10 protein-coding genes are annotated in these 20,224 nt (G+C 48.2%); 8 read left to right on the forward strand and 2 right to left on the reverse strand.

The window, feature by feature from the left end; translation table 11 throughout:
- Positions 1-29 precede the first annotated feature (29 nt).
- From AC5JBY_RS01350 to AC5JBY_RS01380, 7 genes are all read left to right on the forward strand, one after another.
- Positions 30-2,486, forward strand: coding sequence for a TIM-barrel domain-containing protein (locus AC5JBY_RS01350; protein ID WP_495902737.1), 2,457 nt, complete (start codon positions 30-32; stop codon positions 2,484-2,486).
- A gap of 440 nt (positions 2,487-2,926) precedes the next feature.
- Positions 2,927-5,893, forward strand: a complete 2,967-nt coding sequence (locus AC5JBY_RS01355; protein ID WP_495902738.1) for a sensor histidine kinase — start codon at positions 2,927-2,929, stop codon at positions 5,891-5,893.
- Between the two features lie 3 nt (positions 5,894-5,896).
- Positions 5,897-6,517, forward strand: coding sequence for a response regulator (locus AC5JBY_RS01360; RefSeq protein WP_495902739.1), 621 nt, complete (start codon positions 5,897-5,899; stop codon positions 6,515-6,517).
- Between the two features lie 252 nt (positions 6,518-6,769).
- On the forward strand, positions 6,770-10,444 hold the full coding sequence (locus AC5JBY_RS01365; RefSeq protein ID WP_495902740.1) for a T9SS type A sorting domain-containing protein: 3,675 nt from the start codon (positions 6,770-6,772) through the stop codon (positions 10,442-10,444).
- 5 nt (positions 10,445-10,449) lie between these two features.
- Entirely contained in the window at positions 10,450-13,290 is a 2,841-nt protein-coding gene (locus tag AC5JBY_RS01370) for a peptidoglycan DD-metalloendopeptidase family protein (RefSeq protein WP_495902741.1), read from the forward strand.
- 5 nt (positions 13,291-13,295) lie between these two features.
- A complete protein-coding gene (locus AC5JBY_RS01375) occupies positions 13,296-13,733 on the forward strand; it encodes a hypothetical protein (protein WP_495902742.1) in 438 nt (145 codons plus the stop codon).
- Entirely contained in the window at positions 13,730-16,816 is a 3,087-nt protein-coding gene (locus AC5JBY_RS01380) for a GEVED domain-containing protein (protein WP_495902743.1), read from the forward strand. Before AC5JBY_RS01375 ends, AC5JBY_RS01380 begins: the two co-directional genes overlap by 4 nt.
- A 499-nt stretch (positions 16,817-17,315) precedes the next feature.
- On the opposite strand, the gene trmD is transcribed toward AC5JBY_RS01380, so the two are convergent.
- On the reverse strand, positions 17,316-17,993 hold the full coding sequence (trmD, locus tag AC5JBY_RS01385; RefSeq protein ID WP_495902744.1) for a tRNA (guanosine(37)-N1)-methyltransferase TrmD: 678 nt from the start codon (positions 17,991-17,993) through the stop codon (positions 17,316-17,318).
- A 146-nt stretch (positions 17,994-18,139) separates the two neighbouring features.
- On the opposite strand from trmD, the gene AC5JBY_RS01390 reads away from it, so the two are divergent.
- Positions 18,140-19,642, forward strand: coding sequence for a DUF5723 family protein (locus AC5JBY_RS01390; protein ID WP_495902745.1), 1,503 nt, complete (start codon positions 18,140-18,142; stop codon positions 19,640-19,642).
- 70 nt (positions 19,643-19,712) lie between these two features.
- Here AC5JBY_RS01390 and AC5JBY_RS01395 read toward each other — a convergent pair whose 3' ends face one another.
- Entirely contained in the window at positions 19,713-20,114 is a 402-nt protein-coding gene (locus AC5JBY_RS01395; RefSeq protein ID WP_495902746.1) for an RNA-binding S4 domain-containing protein, read from the reverse strand.
- Positions 20,115-20,224 lie beyond the last annotated feature (110 nt).

Here is a 20,224-nt window from a genome sequence, read left to right on the forward strand (position 1 = left end):
TTTTTATAAATTGACGCCAAATGCAAACCATGCAGAAAACCACTGTGACCCTGGTACTCCTGTTCCTCGTTACGCTTGCCCACGCGCAAAAAGTTGCTGTCAATACAGTTGGGAAAGATCCCTTCACTGGTAAAGCAGATGAGATCGTATACACGACCAAAGAAGGTGAATGGACCTTTCAGCCATTTACAGTGCCGGTTATTAAAACCACTTATCGACCCACGGGATATACCCGTGGAGAGCAGGTATCGGATGCCGTGGTCACCAAACCACAGGCAATCACTACCAAAATAACAGTCACCACTTCACAAGCAATAGAGTGGGAAAACAATACGAGCGTCGTAATACAACGCGATAAACTCTATTTCAAATCCGGTAAAGAAGTAAAAGTAAAATCCGCTTCATTCTTTACACAAGGCGATAACAATGGCTTCCGCTTTCAGCTGAGCGACCAGGAAAAGTTCTTCGGCGGCGGAGAACGCGCCATCCCGATGGACCGCCGCGGCTATCGGTTCAATCTTTACAACACGGCAGCATACGGTTATGGCCTGGGCGCCGACAACCTCAACTTCTCAGTGCCTGTACTGCTTTCTTCCAGCGGATATGCATTGTTTTTCGACAACCCTTCCAAAGGCTATTTTGATATCGGCCTTACAGATAAGAACGTGTTGGAGGCAGGCTTCATGAGCGGAGAACTTACATTCTACGTTGTTTTTGGCAGAAACATGGATGAGATGCTAAAGAACTATACGGCCATCACGGGGCGTCAACCCTTGCCTCCACGTTGGGCACTGGGCAACTTTGTATCACGGTTTGGTTACCGCAGCCAGGAACAGGTGCAGCAAGTAGTAAAGAAGATGCGCGATGATAAGTTTCCTATGGATGGATTGATCTTTGACCTGTTTTGGTTTGGAGATGACATCAAAGGAACCCTGGGCAATCTCGATTGGGTGAATACAACCAAGTGGCCCAATCCCAAACTCATGATCGAAAACTTCCGTACAAAAGATAACCTGAAGTCGGTATTGATCACCGAGCCATTTATTCTCCGCACTGCTAAAACTTATGCGGAGGCTACACCATTCCTGGCCACAGATGCAGCCAATAAACCCTACAACTTTACCGATCTGTACTTTGGTAATGGCGGCCTGGTGGATATTTTCCGCAAGCCAGCCCAGGATTGGTTCTGGAAGTATTATAAAAAGCAGATATCCAACGGCGTTGCTGGCTGGTGGTCTGATCTTGGCGAACCAGAAAAACATCCTGCGGAAGTAGTACACAACCTGAAGGATTACGGCGTGAACCGGCCGATGAATGCCGATGAAGTACACAACATTTATGGCCACTATTGGAGCAAGATGTTGTTTGAGAAATACAGAGATGATAATTCGGCCGACCGTTTATTTCACCTCAACAGAGCCGGCTTTGCAGGTAGTCAGCGCTACAGTGTTTTTCCCTGGACGGGTGATGTTGCACGCAGCTGGAGCGGCCTTAAATCACAGTTCCCGGTACTGCTGGGCATGAGCGCCAGTGGTCTGCCATTCGTACATGCAGATGCCGGCGGTTTCGCCACAGCCGATCAGGCCGATGCAGAACTATACACCCGTTGGTTGCAGTTTGCAGCATTTACACCGATCTTCCGCCCACACGGCACGGCGCTGGAAGATTATGATAAAACGATTAAGAATATTCCTTCAGAGCCTGCATTGTGGGATGCACCTACCAAAGCCATTGTTCGCAATTATATCAACTTGCGTTATCAACTCCTGCCTTATAATTATACCCTGGCCTATGACCAGGCAGTATTGGGCAAGCCATTGATGCGCCCCTTATATTATTACAACTTCGTCGATCCTGAAGCCTTCAAAGCCGACGAACAATACCTCTGGGGAGATAACCTGATGGTAGTTCCCATCACCACCCAGGGCGCCACCACCCGGCAAGTATATTTACCGGAAGGCAAATGGTACAACTTTTATGACAACACCCTGCTCAACGGTAAACAATGGCTGAGCCAGCCGGTCGATATCAACCGTATTCCTTTATTTGCTAGAGCTGGTGGTTTTATTCCCTTGTGGCAGGCAGACTCTATCAAGTCAACAGAAACTTATAATTCCAAAGAGATCAGCCTCCTTTATTACCCTTCAGAGATTCCTTCTTCCTACGTTTTCTATGATGACGATGGGGCCAGCACAAGGACACTGGAAAAAGCCGACTACGAACTCATAACTTTTACAGCTACGCCCCAGGGAGCTACCATTGCCATCGATATCAAGACAAACAACGAAGCAGCCTACAAGCGCAAGCAGGTAAGAAAGTTCAACCTGTTGATACCAACCACGGCCGGCATTTCTACCATAACAGTAAATGGCAAACCGGCAGTGGCAGCAAAGGACAGCAAACCAATCAGCCTGGCAGGCGGCAAATTTGCATCCGCTGTTATTGAGTTTACTGGTAAGGCTGCAAGAGTTGAGCTTGCGAAATAAACAAAAGGAATAATGTGTTCCTTCGGGTATCCCAATGCCCATATTTTAGATGAACGAACCAGATAAATGCGGAACTAAGTCCGCAAAACCAGGTGTTCAATCTGTGGGAACTGGGTATTTTGCCTTAAAACAGAATTGGTATACCATTTGACATATGTTAAATGGTTTTTCATAGGATATTGGATTATAAATGGTCTGGATGTCTATCCGGGCCTTTTTTTTGCCCTTACCCCACTTCATGTACCGATGGGTTTATAGAGACGTTACAGAGACCTTTCAGAGACATTATAGAGACCTTATAGAGACTTTGATCCTGGTCTGCCCTACAGACGCCCCCTACCTGCCTAATACCTGCTCCCGGTCGCAAGCATGCCTCTTTCCCCTTTAGGGGTATTGTCAGGTCGGCAATATTTTGTTCTTTTGGGCACACTAAATCCTGCATGCACCGTCAACTGCTTATAATTGCCCTCGCGGGGCTCTGCTGCATCTGCACCTTACAACCCGCGCAGTCGCAAGACTTTACACGCAATTACACTTCCGGAACATATACTACAGGCAATGGGCTGGCCGATATGACCATCTGCAGTCTTTTCCAGGACCTGCGCGGATACCTCTGGATAGGTACCCAGGCCGGGTTGAGCCGGTTCGACGGACTTGGCTTCAGGAATTATTATACAACCGATGGCCTGCGCGACAACGAGAGCAACGATATTATCCAGTTGAATAAGGATAGCTTGTCGGTACTGACGCGGAATGGCTTCAGCATTATTGCAGGCGATAACGTGAGTTCTTTCTCCTTACCGGAAGGAATTACGAGCCAGTTCTGGAGCTATCAGGCAGTCTTGAACAACAAATTGTACCTGTTCAATGTAACGCCCCTGCCTACACTATCAGCCAGCCCTATTGTACATTATACCTTCGATTTCAAAAGCCGGCAATTTACGCCGCTGGCGCTCCCGGAAAATACAGACATCATCAAAGCCCTGCCCGGCAGCAACGGCACCATCAATATATTTACGCGGAAAGGCTACTGGTGGCAGATCAAATCAGGCAAACTTGATTCAGTTGGCCGCGTTGCATATTCCTTATTGGATATCTGTAAAGCAGGGTCCGAACAATTATATTACTACGACCTGCAACAACAGGCATTTTATACACTTACGCTGAAAGATCGTTTTTTCGATACTACGAGGTACGTTCCATTTGTGCACGATGGCTTTCCACTCAAACACAACCTGGTAGGTACTTCCACCGGCGACTTGTATTTCAATAACAACAACGATACGATCTTCAGGGTGAGCAAAGGCGCCATAGAACCGGTTGTAGTATCCGATGAAGAATACCAGGACATCATGGTCGATAAGTTCAATGCACTATGGTTGGGCTCCACCAAGGGCTTGCGAGCCTGGTACAATCTTTACTTCCGGGAGCTGCGATTTAAAAAAGAAGGCAATGGCATGGTGCTCGCTATCCTGCCAGGTGCCGGCGCGCAAACATGGTTCAACGGCCACAACAATGGCATCTGGCGCCTTGAGAACAATACGGTAAAGACTTTGCAACCAGGACAGGTAAGAGGCATGGATCAAAAGACAGAACGCTTTTTTCTATCCCAACTACAAGGAGCAATCCGCTTGCCCAATGGCCGCCTGTACTTCCCTTTCCATTATGGATTGATAGAAGTGGATAAAGACGGGTACAACCTCCATTACATTGAGCGGGCCAGCATAGCCTCGATGATAGAAGATGAGACCGGCAACAACCTCTACCTCGCTACCTACCGTGGTTTGCTAAAATGGGTGCAGGGCCAAGGATACAAAGAACTTTTCTTTCCGGATAGCTATAACAAAGGTGTAGTCTATTACCTCTATAAAGACAAACAAGAGAACAGGTGGGCCTTTACGTATAAAGGAGCTGGTATTATAAAAAATGATACCATTCATCCTGTAAAAGATCTCGATTCATTATCGGTAGTTTCAATGGATCAGGATACCAGAGGTCGTTATTGGATAGCAACAAAACGTGGATTGTTCAGTTACTCACGTGGGCAACAACCCTCACGGGTAGCTCCTGCAATATTTAAAGGCGAGGTAAGTGCAGTCTTGGCATACGATAGCTCCACATTGGTGGTAGTAGACAACCAGCGCCTTGCATTTTTGGATTTGCCAAACGCCGATAGCCCCACGGCCTGGATCGTATACGATAACTACACAGGCTACTCAGGAGAAGATTACCTCGGGTCTAAGATCTATAAAGATTCGTCCGGAACAATATGGCTTCCTTGTAGCGATAAAGTGATCTCCTGCAACCCGGCCAGCATTATCCGTCAAAGATCATTACCCGATGTATTCATCAACACATTTGCTTCTTCCAACGATAACGTGTCCTGGCAAACACCGGGCGATGCAACACAGTTACTACATTTGCCCGAAGGCGATCGTAACATCAAGATAGAATTTCTCTCCGTGTACCTGGCCGATCCCAGAGGCATCAGGTACCAATACCGCCTCAAAGGATTGAACGAAGATTGGTCGGCTGCTACATCCGATAATAATGTCATCTATTCTCACTTGGGCGCAGGCCATTATACCTTTGAAGTTCGCTGCTCAGCTGATGGAGTCCGGTGGAGTGAGGCTACAGCACAGATAAGTTTTTACATGCCGCCCTTCTGGTGGCAAACCTGGTGGTTCATTACCCTGCTTGTTATCAGCGCAGGTGTACTGTTATGGTTGTTGTCCCGGTATTATATCAGCCTCCGGTGGAAACAACAAATGCGCCGCCTCGAAAAACAATTGGCAATAGAGCAGGAGCGGCACCGAATCAGCGGAGAAATACACGACGACCTGGGTGCAGGCCTTTCAGGCATCAGGCTGCAGGCAGAGCTGGCTTCGCGCAAAGCATCCACCCCTGAAATGAAAACAGAGCTGGCCCGCATCTATAACGTAGCTTCCGAATTGTCGGCCAGGATGCGCGAGGTGATCTGGAGCTTGAATACAGAGAATGATACATTGGAGAAGTTGCTGTACTACATGCAGCAGGAAGGATACAAACTATTCGAACATACAGACATAAAATTCCGGTCTACCTATCCGCAGCAACTACCCCACATTCCGGTGAGCGGCCAAAAACGCCGGGATATTTACCTCATCGTCAAAGAAGCATTACACAATGCGATGAAACATTCCGAAGCAACAGAGATATCATTAACAGCAACAGTACAGCAGGATACCCTGCTTATAACAGTACAGGATAATGGAAAAGGAATGACACAACGGACAGAAGAAGAGGGCAACGGCATGCGCAACATGCAACAGCGTGCCGCCAAAACAGGTGGCCACCTGCAGATCGACAACGGTCAGGGAGTCGCTGTGCATATAAGCATCGATATAACATCACTCGCAAAACATTGAGCTATGATCCTGGTATCACTGGTAGAAGACAACCCCCAATATAAAGAAGCCCTCATGCAGTGCATTGTGGAAGAAAAGACCATGCACCTGGTAGCCGCTTATAGTTCTGCAGAGAAAGTGCTGGCCGATATCACAGCCCATCCACCCGATGTACTGATTGTAGACATACAACTGCCCGGCATGTCGGGCATAGAACTCATCCGGCAACTAAAAAACATATTGCCACAATGTGAATGCCTCATTTGCTCCGTGCAGGATGATGTGGACAGCATCTTTGAAGCCCTGCGGGCCGGCGCCTCGGGCTACATCCTGAAAGATGCCACCTGCACCCAGATACAGCAAGCCATCATTGACCTCACCCGGGGCGGTGCGCCGATGAGCCCTTTTATTGCCCGTAAAGTGATCGGATCATTTAGGCCAGCACAGACAGATACACAGCAAAACGACCTCAGCGACCGGGAGAAAGAAGTATTGCAGCTCCTCGGTAAAGGCATGCTGTACAAAGAGATAGCCGACACCCTGTCCATCAGCCGCGAAACAGTCAAGAAACACCTCAAGAATATTTACCAGAAACTCCATGTGCAGAATAAAGTAGAAGCCCTCAATAAATACCGCCTGCTGTAACGGGTGGGTCGCCTTCCAAAACTTGTCCCGCTTTGCGGGAGGCGGCTCACCCGTTACAGGAATCACAACACAAGTACCCTAAAGGGGTATTGCCCCCCTCGCAATAGTACTGCACCTTTACACCGTTCCATTTTACAAGTATCACCACCGCAACAAACAAGCTCGACTCCAATTTCCGCTGGTATCCTTATTCAAGCCCGTACCCGGTATCCCATACAAGAAACCTCAGTTTAAATAAACCAGGCAACTGTTATGACACAAATTGTACGTACAATAGGTGCATGCGTATTGGCATGTCTATTGGGCCAAACCCTCCTTGCCCAATCGTGGTCGGTGGTAGGTAATCCAGGATTTTCAGACGGCATCACCAATACGGTAGCCATTGCTACCGACGCAAATGGCACCCCCTACGTTGTATACTTCGACGCAGCCAATGGTGGGCGCACCACAGTCAAAAAATTCAACGGATCATCCTGGGTCAATGTAGGTGCACCAGCCTTCTCCGATGGGCAGGTCGATAAAACCTCCATTGCCATCGATCCGGCTGGCAATCCATACGTAGCTTACTTCGATGCCCAGAATGGTGGTAGAGCCACCGTTAAGCGATTCAATGGAAGCGGTTGGGTAAATGTGGGAGCCCCGGGTTTTTCAGAAGGACAGGTAGACAACACTTCCATTGCCATCAGCAGTGCCGGTGTTCCCTATGTAGTATACTTCGATGCACAGAACGGCGGTAAAGCTACTGTGCAAAGATTCATTAGCAACAACTGGCAAACAGTTGGTACACCCGGCTTCTCCGATGGTATTGTAAATACAACAGACATAGCAATAGATCCATCCGGCATACCCTATGTAGTTTATTTCGACGCACGCAATGCGGGTAAAGCCACTGTTAAAAGGTTTGTCAACAACAACTGGCAAACGGTAGGAACACAAGCCTTCTCAGATGGCTTGGTAGATTTTACTACCATTGCCATCGATGCAACAGGCACACCCTATGTAGCCTACTTCGATGCACCCCATGCAGGCAAAGTAACCGTTAAGAAATTTACTGGCAGCAGTTGGGTAACAGTGGGCACAGAAGGATTTTCAGATGACCACGCCTCATACATCGACATAGCGATCAATAAGAGCAACGTTCCCTATGTATCATATGTGGATGCAGCCAACGGAGCAAAAGCCTCCGTGAAAAAATTCAACGGCAGCAGTTGGGTATATGTAGGTAGCGCAGGTTTATCCCCTGGCATAGCAGGCAATACTTCTATCGCAATCAGCAGCACGGGCGTGGCATACATCGCTTATTTTGATGCAGCCAACGGAGGCCGGGCATCTGTACAGAAATACATCAACCCCATCAACAACACAGATTCACTCGCCCTCGTTGCCCTCTACAACAGCACCAATGGTAATAGCTGGACCAATAAAACCGGCTGGCTCACCGGCCCTGCACGTACCTGGCATGGAGTCACCATCAATGAAGAAGGATATGTAACCGCTATCGACCTCTTCAGTAATAACCTCAGCGGCTCCCTGCCCACCGCATTGGGCAACCTGTCACAGTTACAATCACTCTATCTCTACCGCAACAACCTTACGGGCAGCATACCTTCCCAGTTGGGCAACCTGCAATCACTGGGAGTACTTAGCCTCGGCGAAAACCGGCTTTCCGGCTCCCTCCCCATTTCATTGGGTAATCTTTCCAGGCTAATGGTGATTGATCTCCGGGTGAATCAGTTAAGCGGCAACATCCCGTCCGAACTCAGACAACTTACTAACCTCAATGATCTTTTCCTGCTGGGCAATCAGTTCACAGGTGGTATCCCCGACTTCGGCGGCATGCCCTATCTCAGAACATTGGCCCTGTCAGGTAATAGACTAACTGGCAGCATTCCCACTTCCTTGGGCAACCTGCCCGCGTTGCAGGGATTGGCACTTGAATCCAACCAGCTCACAGGCACTATACCTGCTGAACTGGGTAATCTGTCCAATCTTACCTATCTCTATCTCGGCGTCAACAACCTGAGCGGTAGCATACCCGCTTCCTTAGGTAATTGCACCAAGCTTACCGCTCTTGAGATGAGTAACAATGCAGGACTCAACGGTACTATCCCATCTTCTTTGGGAAATCTCACAGCATTAAAATTACTATGGATCAGCAATTGTGCTATCGAAGGAGGCATCCCTTCATCGCTGGGCAATCTTGTAAACCTGGAGCAACTGATCATTTCAAATACAAAAGTTACAGGACCCATTCCCAATTCGCTGGGTAGCCTTTCGAAACTCAAACAACTTTCCCTGAACAACAATCTATTATTGGGAACTATTCCGGCAGCATTGGGCAACCTGTTTAGCCTTACCGATCTGCACCTGAATAACAATCAGCTCAGTGGTCCTATACCAGCTTCTCTAACGAACCTCAACAGTGTTACCAACTTCGGAGCAAACATCAATATCTCCAACAACAAATTCACATTCGATGGCATGGAAGCCTTTGCAACCAAATTCCCAGCTGCCAATTATGCGCCACAGGCACCCATCATGATCTACAATGGAGGCTGTGGATTAGCGGTAGCTTCCGGCGGCACACTTGCCAATAGCACATTTACATGGATAAGGCAAATGCCGGCCCTTTCAATGGAAGCACGCAACGTTGGAAATCCCTTTTTCTATCCTACAAAAAGCGGTAAATACTTTGCGCAGATATCCAATTCAGTAGCAACCCGACTTACGTTGAATTCCGAATTGACCGATGTTGGCATCGCTTTCCCAACACAATCACAACAGTATGTTGCCAACAGGGAAGAAACCGATGCCTTTGGATGGACACACTATTACTACGATTATATAGATGCCGGTACCGGATTGCCGGATTATAAGATGCTCCTTTCACTAAAGAAAAACGGCAATAACATAGGTACACTCGCAGCCGGCAACCTCCAGGTAAAAGTGGCCGCTACTGCGGGCGCAGGTACAGGCCAGGGATTGTTGCTGACGAGTCCGCTCATCACCAACCAAAGCGGTTACTACGTCATGCACAGATATTGGTCAGTAGTACCGGCAAACCAACCGGCAACACCGGTAGGCGTACGTTTCTACTACAATGACCAGGACTTCACAGATGTTAAAGGATCAGTTGCGTCCCTCATCGACCACAGAAGCTTGTTCTTCTACAAAACCGAAGGCGGCAATCCTGATCCTGTTTCCAATATTGCAGGCGCTACTAAACTATACAGCATCGCCAACGGAGCCAATCCCAAGCTCGACACATTTGTATACGTGGGGCAGGGGTGCGGTCAGCACATGGCCGAATACATGGTGAAATCATTCTCCGGCGGTGGGGGAGGTGGTACAGTAAATGGACAGGCCATCCTGCCTGTGAAATTGAATCACTTTACGGGCCGTCTGGTCGATGGTGCGGCAGTATTGTATTGGGAAACAGCCCAGGAACAATCAGCTTCCCATTTCAATATACAACGTAGCATCAATGGTGTCGATTTTACCACCATCGGTAAAGTAAAAGCGACAGGCAATACCATCACACGCAAAGAATATTCCTTCACCGATCAGGCTGCGGGTACCCTTCGTACAGATAAGATCTATTACAGGTTGCAGACGGAAGATATCAATGGCAGGCAAGAGCTCAGTAAGATCATTGTGCTAAAACCCGGAGCATCTGTTGAGAACATTCAGCTGGCTGCTAACCCGGTCACTGATTATGCATACCTGCTGATGCAGGCCAGGGAAAAAAGCAAGGTTGCTATTCTTGTTACGGATATGGCTGGCAGAACACTCCTGTCACAGTCGCGCACTGTAGAACGCGGCATGAACAACCTGCCGGTAAATGTACAGTCACTGGCAGCAGGCATCTACATGCTGTCGGTAAAAAATGCAGAAGGCATCCAGACAGTACGGTTTATTAAAAAATAGGACCTATGCGAAACCTTTGTTGGCTGATAGTTCTATTCCTTTGGCTGCCGGCTTTGCAGGCACAGCAACCTATACAAGGCATCCACACAGGTATGGTGGTGCCGGAAAAAATGAAGTGTGCCATAAGCCCCGAAGGCATGCAGCACATCGATCGGATGATACAGGATAGTATCCGCTCACTACAGCAAAAAGGTGTCTTGTCTACAGCTACCCGTGCAGAACAAGTGCTATTCGATTGGCCTATGCGCCAGGCAGCAGCCTTCAGTGATCCGGGATATTATGCAATTACTAATTTTGTTGATCATAATCCGGCATCTCCCAATCAATTACGGGATTACAATTGTGGCGTAAGGACCTACGATGCAAACAATGGAAACCATAGGGGAACTGACATTGCATCCTTTCCGTTTGGATGGCAGAAAATGGCCGATAATGTAGTAGAGATCATAGCAGCGGCAGAGGGTGTTATCATTGCAAAGTCTGATGGTCAGCCCGATCAAAGCTGCCTTTCGTTGATCTATCCAACCGAGAATGGCGTATACATTCGCCATGCAGATGGATCAGTAGCGTGGTACATACACCTCAAAACAGGTTCACTGACTACAAAGCCTGTCGGCAGCACGGTCAACAAAGGAGAATACCTTGGCATAATGGGCAGCTCGGGCCTCTCCAGTGGCCCACACCTGCACTTTGAAGTGCGCGATGCCAACAGTGCAGTAATTGATCCCTTTGCAGGCAATTGCAATTCCCTCAACGGTACTACGAGTTGGTGGGCAAACCAGCAGCCATATTATAACCCGGGCATCAATAAAGTGATGACCCATAGTGCGGCCACCGTAGGAGGCTGTGCCAATGAAGAAGCAGTAAATGCAAAGAATGTTTTTCTACCAGGCGAAAGCATATACTGCGCAGCTTATTTTCGCGACCTCCTCGCAAACACAACAGCATACTATCGCATCTATACACCGGCCAACGCAATACATGCCAGCTGGGACTTTACGCCCACCGATAACTTCCCCGCAGCTTTTGGCTACATCTTTTTTGGAGCGCCTGCACAGTATGGAAACTGGCGCCTCGAAGTTACCTACAACGGCAAAACAGTAACACATCCTTTCACGGTGGCCAATACCTTACCCGCATCTGTGAAAGTGTTGCCCTTAACCAATCTTACACCTTGTGCAGGACAGGCTATCACCGTTAATTACACAACGGTAGGAACCTTCAGCGGCAACAATACATTTACAGCATACCTGTCCGATAGCTACGGTAATTTCAATAACGAAACTGCTATTGGCACTGCTACTGCCGGTGGCGTTATCAGCGCAGTCATTCCGGTTACTACACCATCCGGCGTAGGCTATAAGATTAGGATCAAAGCATCCAATCCTTCATTCACGAGCGATCAGTCGGCAGCTGCCATGATCATCAGCAATATTGGAACTCCGCAGATCTTTGCAGGAGGAGCCACCTCTTTCTGTCCCGGCGGACAGGTAACACTTACATCCTCCGCAGCCACCGGCAACCAATGGTTAAAAGACGGAGTAGCCATTGGTGGCGCTACAGCAGTCACCTATGTTGCTACAGCAGCCGGTAATTATGCTGTCAAAGTTACCAGTGGTAATTGCTCGGGCACCTCTGCCCCTACTGCGGTGGTGGTGAATCCTTTGCCGCCAGTACCAGCCATCACCCCCGGTGGTCCTGTCAGCTTTTGTACAGGCGGCAGCGTTACCCTCACTTCATCCGCAGCCACCGGCAATCAATGGTACAAAGACGGCGTGGCTATTGCAGGAGCAACTAACACAGCTTATTCAGCCAATGCCGCAGGCAGCTATACAGTGAGAGCCACCAACGCAGTTGGTTGTCATTCCACTTCCACAGCACAAGCTGTAACGGTCAATGCTTTGCCGGCAATTCCTGCTATTACATCAGGAGGTCCTGTGGCCTTCTGCACAGGCGGCAGTGTTACACTCACTTCTTCAGCATCAACAGGCAATCAGTGGTACAAAGATGGAGTGAGCATAAGCGGCGCAGTAAATACTGCCTACACGGCAAATGCGACAGGCAACTATACAGTTACCACAACCAATACAGCCGGCTGCGCCGCTACATCCACCGCGCTGTCAGTAACAGTCAATCCATTACCGGTAGTTCCGGTCATTTCAGCAGGAGGGCCTGTTGCTTTCTGTACAGGCGGCAACGTTGTCCTCACTTCTTCAGCCGCCACTGGTAACCAATGGTTCAAAGACGGAGTGATAATCGCTGGTGCTGTCAATACAACGTATACCGCTAATGCTGCAGGAGGATACACGGTTAGGGTCACCAATGCCAATGGATGCGTAGCAGTGTCTGCTGCAACTGCTGTTACAGTGAATCCATTACCTGCCAAACCATCCATTACAAGAAACAGTGGCGATCTGTTGTCTTCAGCAGCCACCGGCAACCAATGGTTCTCGGAAGCAAACGCCATCGCTGGTGCAACCAGCAACACCTTCAGGCCATCAGCTTCAGGCAACTTCACAGTGCAGACTACGCAAAATGGATGCGTAAGCCCATTGTCCGACAATTATTATTTTCTGATCACAAGCATTGTTGACCCCAATGCGCTTGAGAGTAAAGTACAGGTATTCCCCAACCCTGTGCAGGAAAGACTATACATCAACAACCGGTTAGGAAGACCATTGAAAGCACAGTTCTATGACATTACTGGTAAAGAGATCATCACCACACAAACACAACCGGGTACGCACGAGCTGCCGGTGACTAAACTGCAGCGCGGAGCGTACATACTCCTGCTGACAGATCAACATACCAACCAATCATACAGGATAAAACTGATAAAACCATAGCAGCCATGCCACGCCAATCAATAATACGATACCTGACACCCTCTCTGTTTATATTACTCTGCACAGCTATGTCTTACTGTGGCAAAAAAGGTGGCGGCGGTAATCCAACCCCTCCTCCAGTCCCTGCAGAAGAGAACCTTGTTATCAACCTCGATCCTGATCCGGGAACAACAACAGCAGCAGCATTGGGCGCTAACTACGACTTTAAAGTCGTTATACAATCGAAGATGCCGTCGGCTGGTGTTAAAGTAGATGTTGCCTGTACACGTGATGCAGACAATGCGAGCATCTCTTCCCGGTCACTCACAGGATCGGCCACTACGGTAAACACTTTTGTAGACAACCTGCAGCCAGGCCAGCTTTATACAGTAAAAGTCACGGTCACGTCAGTGAGCAAACCATCTAATACAGCCAACAAAACCTTTAAACTGGCCAGGAAATGAACAAGCTCTACTTACTGGTGATCATTTTGTTCACACTCTGTTGTTTACAGCCAATACAGGCTCAGCATTTACCCTGCGGCACAGTTACTCCCTCTGCCAAAGAAATGAGCGCTTTCACAGAGCGTATACAACAGGCAAGCCTTACAAGAAATGCAAGAGTAGCAGGAGATCCGGTGATCTACATTCCCATCAAGCCCTGGCTTATTCGTAAAACAGATGGAACAGGCTGGTTGACGGAAGCGCAGGTAATGCGCGGACTGGCCGCAGCCAACCACTACTTCATAAAAGCAGGATTTCAATTCTATTTCTGCGGCAGCTTCGGATACATCAACAACGATCGCTTTTATGAACTCCACAATGAAGACGACCCATTACTGCCAACGGTGCCGGGCGTTATCAATCTGTATTACACTTACAGAGCTTTCCTGGGTGGAAGCGAAGTAGGAGGGTATACCTCTCTCCCTTCCAACATCAACAACAAGATCGCGATCATCTATAACCACGCAGACAACGAAAGAACCTTTGTGCACGAGCTGGGACATTACTTTGGGCTCATCCATACCTTCGAAACCTTCTACGGAAAAGAACTGGTATCGGGAGCCAACTGCACCACTACAGGCGATTATGTGTGTGACACACCTGCCGACCCGGGTGGACAACCCGGCTATTCGGTTAATAATTGCGTATACACCGGAACGATACTGGACCCGGAGGGACGACCCTACAATCCGCTCCTCTACAATGCGATGGGCTTCAACTTTTGCGGCAGCGACCTCACCAAAGGGCAGCACGAACGCATGCAAAACTGCTACGCCGCAGCACTTACAGGTCTCACCTGTTCATCGCCTGCTGTTAATGCACCTACGAATCTTACAGGCGTTTTGAACGGCGGTCAGGTACAATTGACCTGGACGGATAATGCTACCAATGAACTGGGCTACTTGATCGAGCGCGCCGATAGCGCCACAGGCGACTTTTATTCCATAGCCTTTGTCCCTGCTAACACCACTACGTTCGCCGATGAATTTGCACCTGCATTCCACAATTGTAAATACCGCATCAAACCCATCAATACATCAGCCTCTTTCAGCAATGAGGTAAACGTAAACACAGGCCTGAGCTATTGTCGGCCCCATTATGCCACTAAGGATTGTACACCTGCACTATACATGGATGACTACACCATTTCAAGGAATGGCGTTAAGTTGCTCGAGAACCTTGCATCAGGTTGTCCCGGCGATAACCATTCCGACTTCACATCTAAAACAGTGGAACTGGTACGAGGATTCACCTACGACTTTAGTATTCGCATGGGCCGCAACCCCGATCAATCCTACCAAAAACAATACACAGGAATTTTCATAGACTTCAACCAGGATGGAGACTGGAGCGATGCAGGAGAACTGGTATACCAGGGCGACCAATCAACCCCTTTCATTGTCAATGGTAACTTTGCCATACCAGCCGACGCCAAACCCGGAACTACCCGCATGCGCGTGCGTTCGCAGGATTATTGGAGTGATTACCCTGTCAAAGACCCTTGCGAAAGAAGAGAGTGGGGAGAAGCTGAAGATTATACAGTCATCATTCAGGCAACGCCACCACCCACCATTCAGTCGATTGCCGCTACCACCTTGTGTGCCGGACAGACGACTACGCTGACCTATCAGACAAGTACAACCTTTACAGCTGGCAACACCTTCACGGCCTATCTGTCCAATGCAGCAGGTCAGTTTACCACAGAGATACCTATAGGAAGCGTTACGGCAACAGGCGGAGGAACGATAACAATCACAATGCCTTCCACAAATGTTGTCGCTGGCAATGGGTACAGGATCAGACTGAAATCATCTGCACCGGCAGTAACCAGCGATCCGGCAACAGTGACGATTACGTTGAATCCATTACCCGCAGTACCGGTCATTACAGCCGGAGGTCCACTTAGCTTTTGTGACGGAGGCAATGTAATACTTACCTCGTCGTCTGTTGGAGGCAATCAATGGTACAAAGATGCAGTAGCAATAAACGGAGCAACAGGTGTTGGCTATGCCGCAACTACATCCGGCAATTATACAGTTACAGTTACGAATGCCGGAGGTTGTAAAGCCAGTTCAATAACTACCGCTGTAACTGTAAACGCCTTACCTGTTGTGCCTGTTATCACGGCCGGTGGCCCACTCAGTTTCTGCACAGGCGGTAATGTGATACTCACTTCTTCTGCATCATCAGGCAATCAGTGGTACAAAGATGGAGTAGCCATCAGTGGCGCTGTCAATACTACCTATACAGCCAGCGCAGCAGGCAGCTACACAGTTACAGTTACGAATGCAGCAGGCTGCAAAGCCTTTTCTGTAAATACGATAATTATAGTCAATACCCTGCCTGCAGTACCTGTCATCACGGCTGGCGGTCCACTCAGTTTCTGTACGGGTGGCAGCGTTGTGCTCACTTCATCATCATCAGGCAATCAGTGGTATAAAGATGGTGTGGCTATTACGGGTGCAACCAACACTACTTACACAGCCAATGCTTCAGGCAGTTACACAGTGAGAACGACCAATGCGGCAGGCTGTGCAGCAACCTCTGCAGCATCGGCCATTACGGTCAATACAATTCCTGCCAAACCAACTATAACACGCAATAGCGGAGAACTTGTTTCCAGCGCCGCTACTGGCAACCAGTGGTTCATGGATGGCAATGCCATAGCAGGCGCTACAGCGAATATTTTCCGGCCATCAGCCTCTGCGGTATTCACGGTGCAGGCCACGCAAAATGGATGCACAAGTCCTTTGTCTGATAGCTATTATTTCCTCATCACGGCAATTAATGATCCCAATGTATGGGAAAATAAAATACAGGTATTCCCCAACCCATTACAGGACAACCTATACATCAACAACAGACTGAACAACTCACTGAAAGTCCAGTTATACGATATTACTGGAAAAGAGATCATCACCACCCAGTTGCAGCCCGGCAGTCATCAGCTACCTGTGATTAAACTGATGAAAGGAGCCTATATACTCCTGCTCACTGACCTCCGCACCAATAAATCACACAGAATAAAACTGATAAAGCCATAAGAAAGTAACATACGCCAGACACAACCCATAAACCGGTGTATCTACTCAGCAGTCAGGCCGCTCAAAGCGGCCAGACCAGCCGCATTAATTTATCAGGCATGCACAGATTTACTGAAGTATAACTAAGTGATAAAGCAAGACATATAAAGACCGTAGTATTTCCGGTAAAATACACTGGTAGTTTTGCGATGTGGATAAATGGCTTTTGGCACGAAGCATGCAATTACATAGAGCAACCAAAATCCACCACTATGAAAAAAACAATCCTCGTCAACCTGCTTATGCAACTGGTATTTTATGCGCTGGTCTATATGGTAGCGCTGTTCTAAAATATGTATGAAGGGTCATCAAAACAGGTCGGAGGGATGAAATCATTCAGGTACTTCCGACCTCATATTTTCAGAACTATGTTGTCATCCTGAGCTTGTCGAAGGATTGTCGAAGCGCGATGTTTTCTGTCACCCTAAGTTTGTATTGTCACCCTGAGCCTGTCGAAGGGTCAATCCTTCAGCAGATCAGGCTTCCTCTCAGTAGTACGCTGCACAGCCTGCTCATACCGCCACTCTTCAATCTTTTTAAGATCGCCGCTCAATAAGATATCAGGCACTTTCCAGCCACGGAAATCAGCCGGACGCGTATACACCGGTGGAGCCAGTAAGTTATCCTGGAAAGAATCGAATAACGCAGAAGTTTCATCATTCAGCACACCCGGCAACAACCTGCCTATAGCATCCACCACAATGGCGGCAGCCAGTTCACCGCCACTCAGCACATAATCACCAATCGATATTTCCCTTGTCACGAAGTGATCACGTATCCGCTGGTCGATACCTTTATAATGTCCACAAATGATCAGGAGATTTTGCTTCATCGACAACTGGTTGGCAGTCGACTGGTTAAAAGTGGCGCCATCAGGCGTCATATAAATGATCTCGTCGTATTGAGTGTTTTGGGACAAAGCCTCTATGGCCTTCGCCAACGGCTCGGGCATCATTACCATGCCGGCGCCCCCGCCATATTGATAGTCATCCACCTGGCCATATTCATTCACGGCCCACTGACGCAGGTGATGCAAATGCACCTCCAGCAGTCCTTTATCACGGGCACGTTTCATGATCGAATGCGATAATGGACTTTCCAATAACTCGGGAATAACAGTAATAATATCGATGCGCATCCCGCAAAGATAACTTACATCTTTTACTTATAATTACGCGCAATTTCCGGGGTAGGGCTCCCAAAATATAATGAGCGCTTTTACGTTTAAGAGCGTGGAACACAGGTTCCCCCCTTGTAGAACCCTAACCTAAACCCTCTTAAAACATGTTTAAGCAATTAAACGGTCAGTTTTTATTGCGTAAAATGATCGCACCCTCTCTACTTTTCACCTCATTTGTTGGTTTTTCACAGGATTACTCCGGCTACCGCACAGGCAACTATACCGGCGTGAACGGCGTTTTCTTCAACCCGGCCAATATTGCCGACAGCCGCTACCGCTGGGATGTAAACCTGGTATCGGTAAGCGCATTAGGCGGTAACAACCAGGCCTCCTTCAAGTTGAAAAACCTCAGTGAATCATTCAATGCCGACAGCCTTGAAAATCAATTATACGGCAGGAATGCTGGCCCTACCAGTGGCCTGATGAGCGTGAGCGTATTGGGACCTTCCTTTATGTTCAATGCTACTAAAAAGACAGCCATCGCTATCACTTCCCGCGCACGGGTAATGGCCAATGTGCAGGATGTGGATGGAACATTGTTACAACAAGTAGTAGATGGTTATACCAGCGATGCAGGCCTTCCCTATACGATTACATCAGCTCAGAACATGCGCATCAACATGAATGCCTGGTCCGAATTTGGCGCCAGCCTCGGACAGATCATCATGGATAAAAACAAACATTTTCTGAAAGGTGGTGTCACCCTTAAATACCTCGCTGGCGTAGGCAACACCTATCTCCAGATCAAGGACCTGACTACCACGATCAATGAAGATAAAATATCGGAAAAAGCCTATCTGTCCAATACTACGGGCCGTCTCGGTTTAGGATTTGGCGGCGCCAGCTTCGACAACTTTGAAGCCAGCGACCTTACCTCCTTTGATAGCCAGGGCTTTGGTTTTGATATCGGGTTCGTGTATGAATTCAGACCCGATCAGGCAAAACACAGAAGCGGCGATAATTACGATTGGAACAGAAATGAAAACAAATACAAACTCCGTGTAGGATTTGCGATACTCGATATCGGTTCCTTGAAATACAAACGCGACCAGGCACGTAGCGGCGCATATGACATAGGCGTCACAGGTGCAGAACGTTTTTACCTTTCAGAATTATCTGATGTAGACCTGGACGATTATAAGAGCTTTTTCGATGGCCGTCCTCAATACTTTACACCCGTTGCCGGTAGCGCAGAAAGCGAATATAAAGTAGCGTTGCCTACCACCATGCAGTTGGATGTGGATTACAATATATACCGCCGTTTTTACATTAGTCTGGCTGGTCAGTTCTCACTCATCAGCAATGAAAGCAAACCATACAATAGCCAGTACCGCAATACGTTTACACTCACGCCGCGTTATGAAACAGGTATGTTTGGCTGCTACCTGCCGCTCAACTACAATGAGCTCACCAAGTTCAATGCAGGCTTGTCAGTACGCTTCGGACCTGTGTTTGTAGGTTCAGGCAGTGTGGTGACGGCCCTGTTGAATGAGTCTAAGCAAGCCGATGTGCATGTAGGTGTCCGCTTCGGAGTACTGCACAAAAACAAACACAAAAAGAAAAAAGCACCTAAAGAAGAGAAGAAGGCAGAGGAATCCAACCAATAGTTTTCTGATCAAAGGTTATAGGTAAGACAAAAAAGCCCCCGGTTTCCGGTGGGCTTTTTCTTATTTATTTCTACTCCTCCGTAGGTTCTTCAAAGAAGTCTCCCAGCTCCCTGCGTTGCTTCTTGGTAGGCCGTCCTATTTTACTCAGGCGTTTACCAGTATGGAAACTGGCAGCCTGGAAGTCGAGCCGTTCCAATTCTTCGGGAGGCGTAATATCCGTATAATATTTCACCGCTTCCGTATAAGCCACCCGGTTATGCAAGAGGGCGGTCACCTTCACACGCCAGCGGCGAGCTTCCGTTCTTACATGATATTCATCACCCACGTTAACCGTTTTGGACGGCTTCACCTGCATATCATTCAGCTTCACCTTGCCGGCGTCGCAGGCCGCTGCGGCCATGGCCCTTGTTTTGAACAGGCGAATGGCCCACAGGTATTTATCGATCCGTAATTTCTCTTTTTCACTACCCATATTGCAAAAATAAAAAATCCCGGAGTAATCACCTCCGGGACTATAAATTAAGACTATTCAGTAAGATTGTTCGCAAAAGCTAAAGGCTAAAACCTAAAAGCTAACCGCTT

This window comes from Paraflavitalea sp. (genome assembly GCF_059502485.1).

Coding starts and splice junctions, on each gene's coding strand:
- AC5JBY_RS01350 (WP_495902737.1), top strand. CDS start 30: ATGCAGAAAACCACTGTGACCCTGGTACTCCTGTTCCTCGTTACGCTT.
- AC5JBY_RS01355 (WP_495902738.1), top strand. CDS start 2,927: ATGCACCGTCAACTGCTTATAATTGCCCTCGCGGGGCTCTGCTGCATC.
- AC5JBY_RS01360 (WP_495902739.1), top strand. CDS start 5,897: ATGATCCTGGTATCACTGGTAGAAGACAACCCCCAATATAAAGAAGCC.
- AC5JBY_RS01365 (WP_495902740.1), top strand. CDS start 6,770: ATGACACAAATTGTACGTACAATAGGTGCATGCGTATTGGCATGTCTA.
- AC5JBY_RS01370 (WP_495902741.1), top strand. CDS start 10,450: ATGCGAAACCTTTGTTGGCTGATAGTTCTATTCCTTTGGCTGCCGGCT.
- AC5JBY_RS01375 (WP_495902742.1), top strand. CDS start 13,296: ATGCCACGCCAATCAATAATACGATACCTGACACCCTCTCTGTTTATA.
- AC5JBY_RS01380 (WP_495902743.1), top strand. CDS start 13,730: ATGAACAAGCTCTACTTACTGGTGATCATTTTGTTCACACTCTGTTGT.
- trmD (WP_495902744.1), bottom strand. CDS start 17,993: ATGCGCATCGATATTATTACTGTTATTCCCGAGTTATTGGAAAGTCCA.
- AC5JBY_RS01390 (WP_495902745.1), top strand. CDS start 18,140: ATGTTTAAGCAATTAAACGGTCAGTTTTTATTGCGTAAAATGATCGCA.
- AC5JBY_RS01395 (WP_495902746.1), bottom strand. CDS start 20,114: ATGGGTAGTGAAAAAGAGAAATTACGGATCGATAAATACCTGTGGGCC.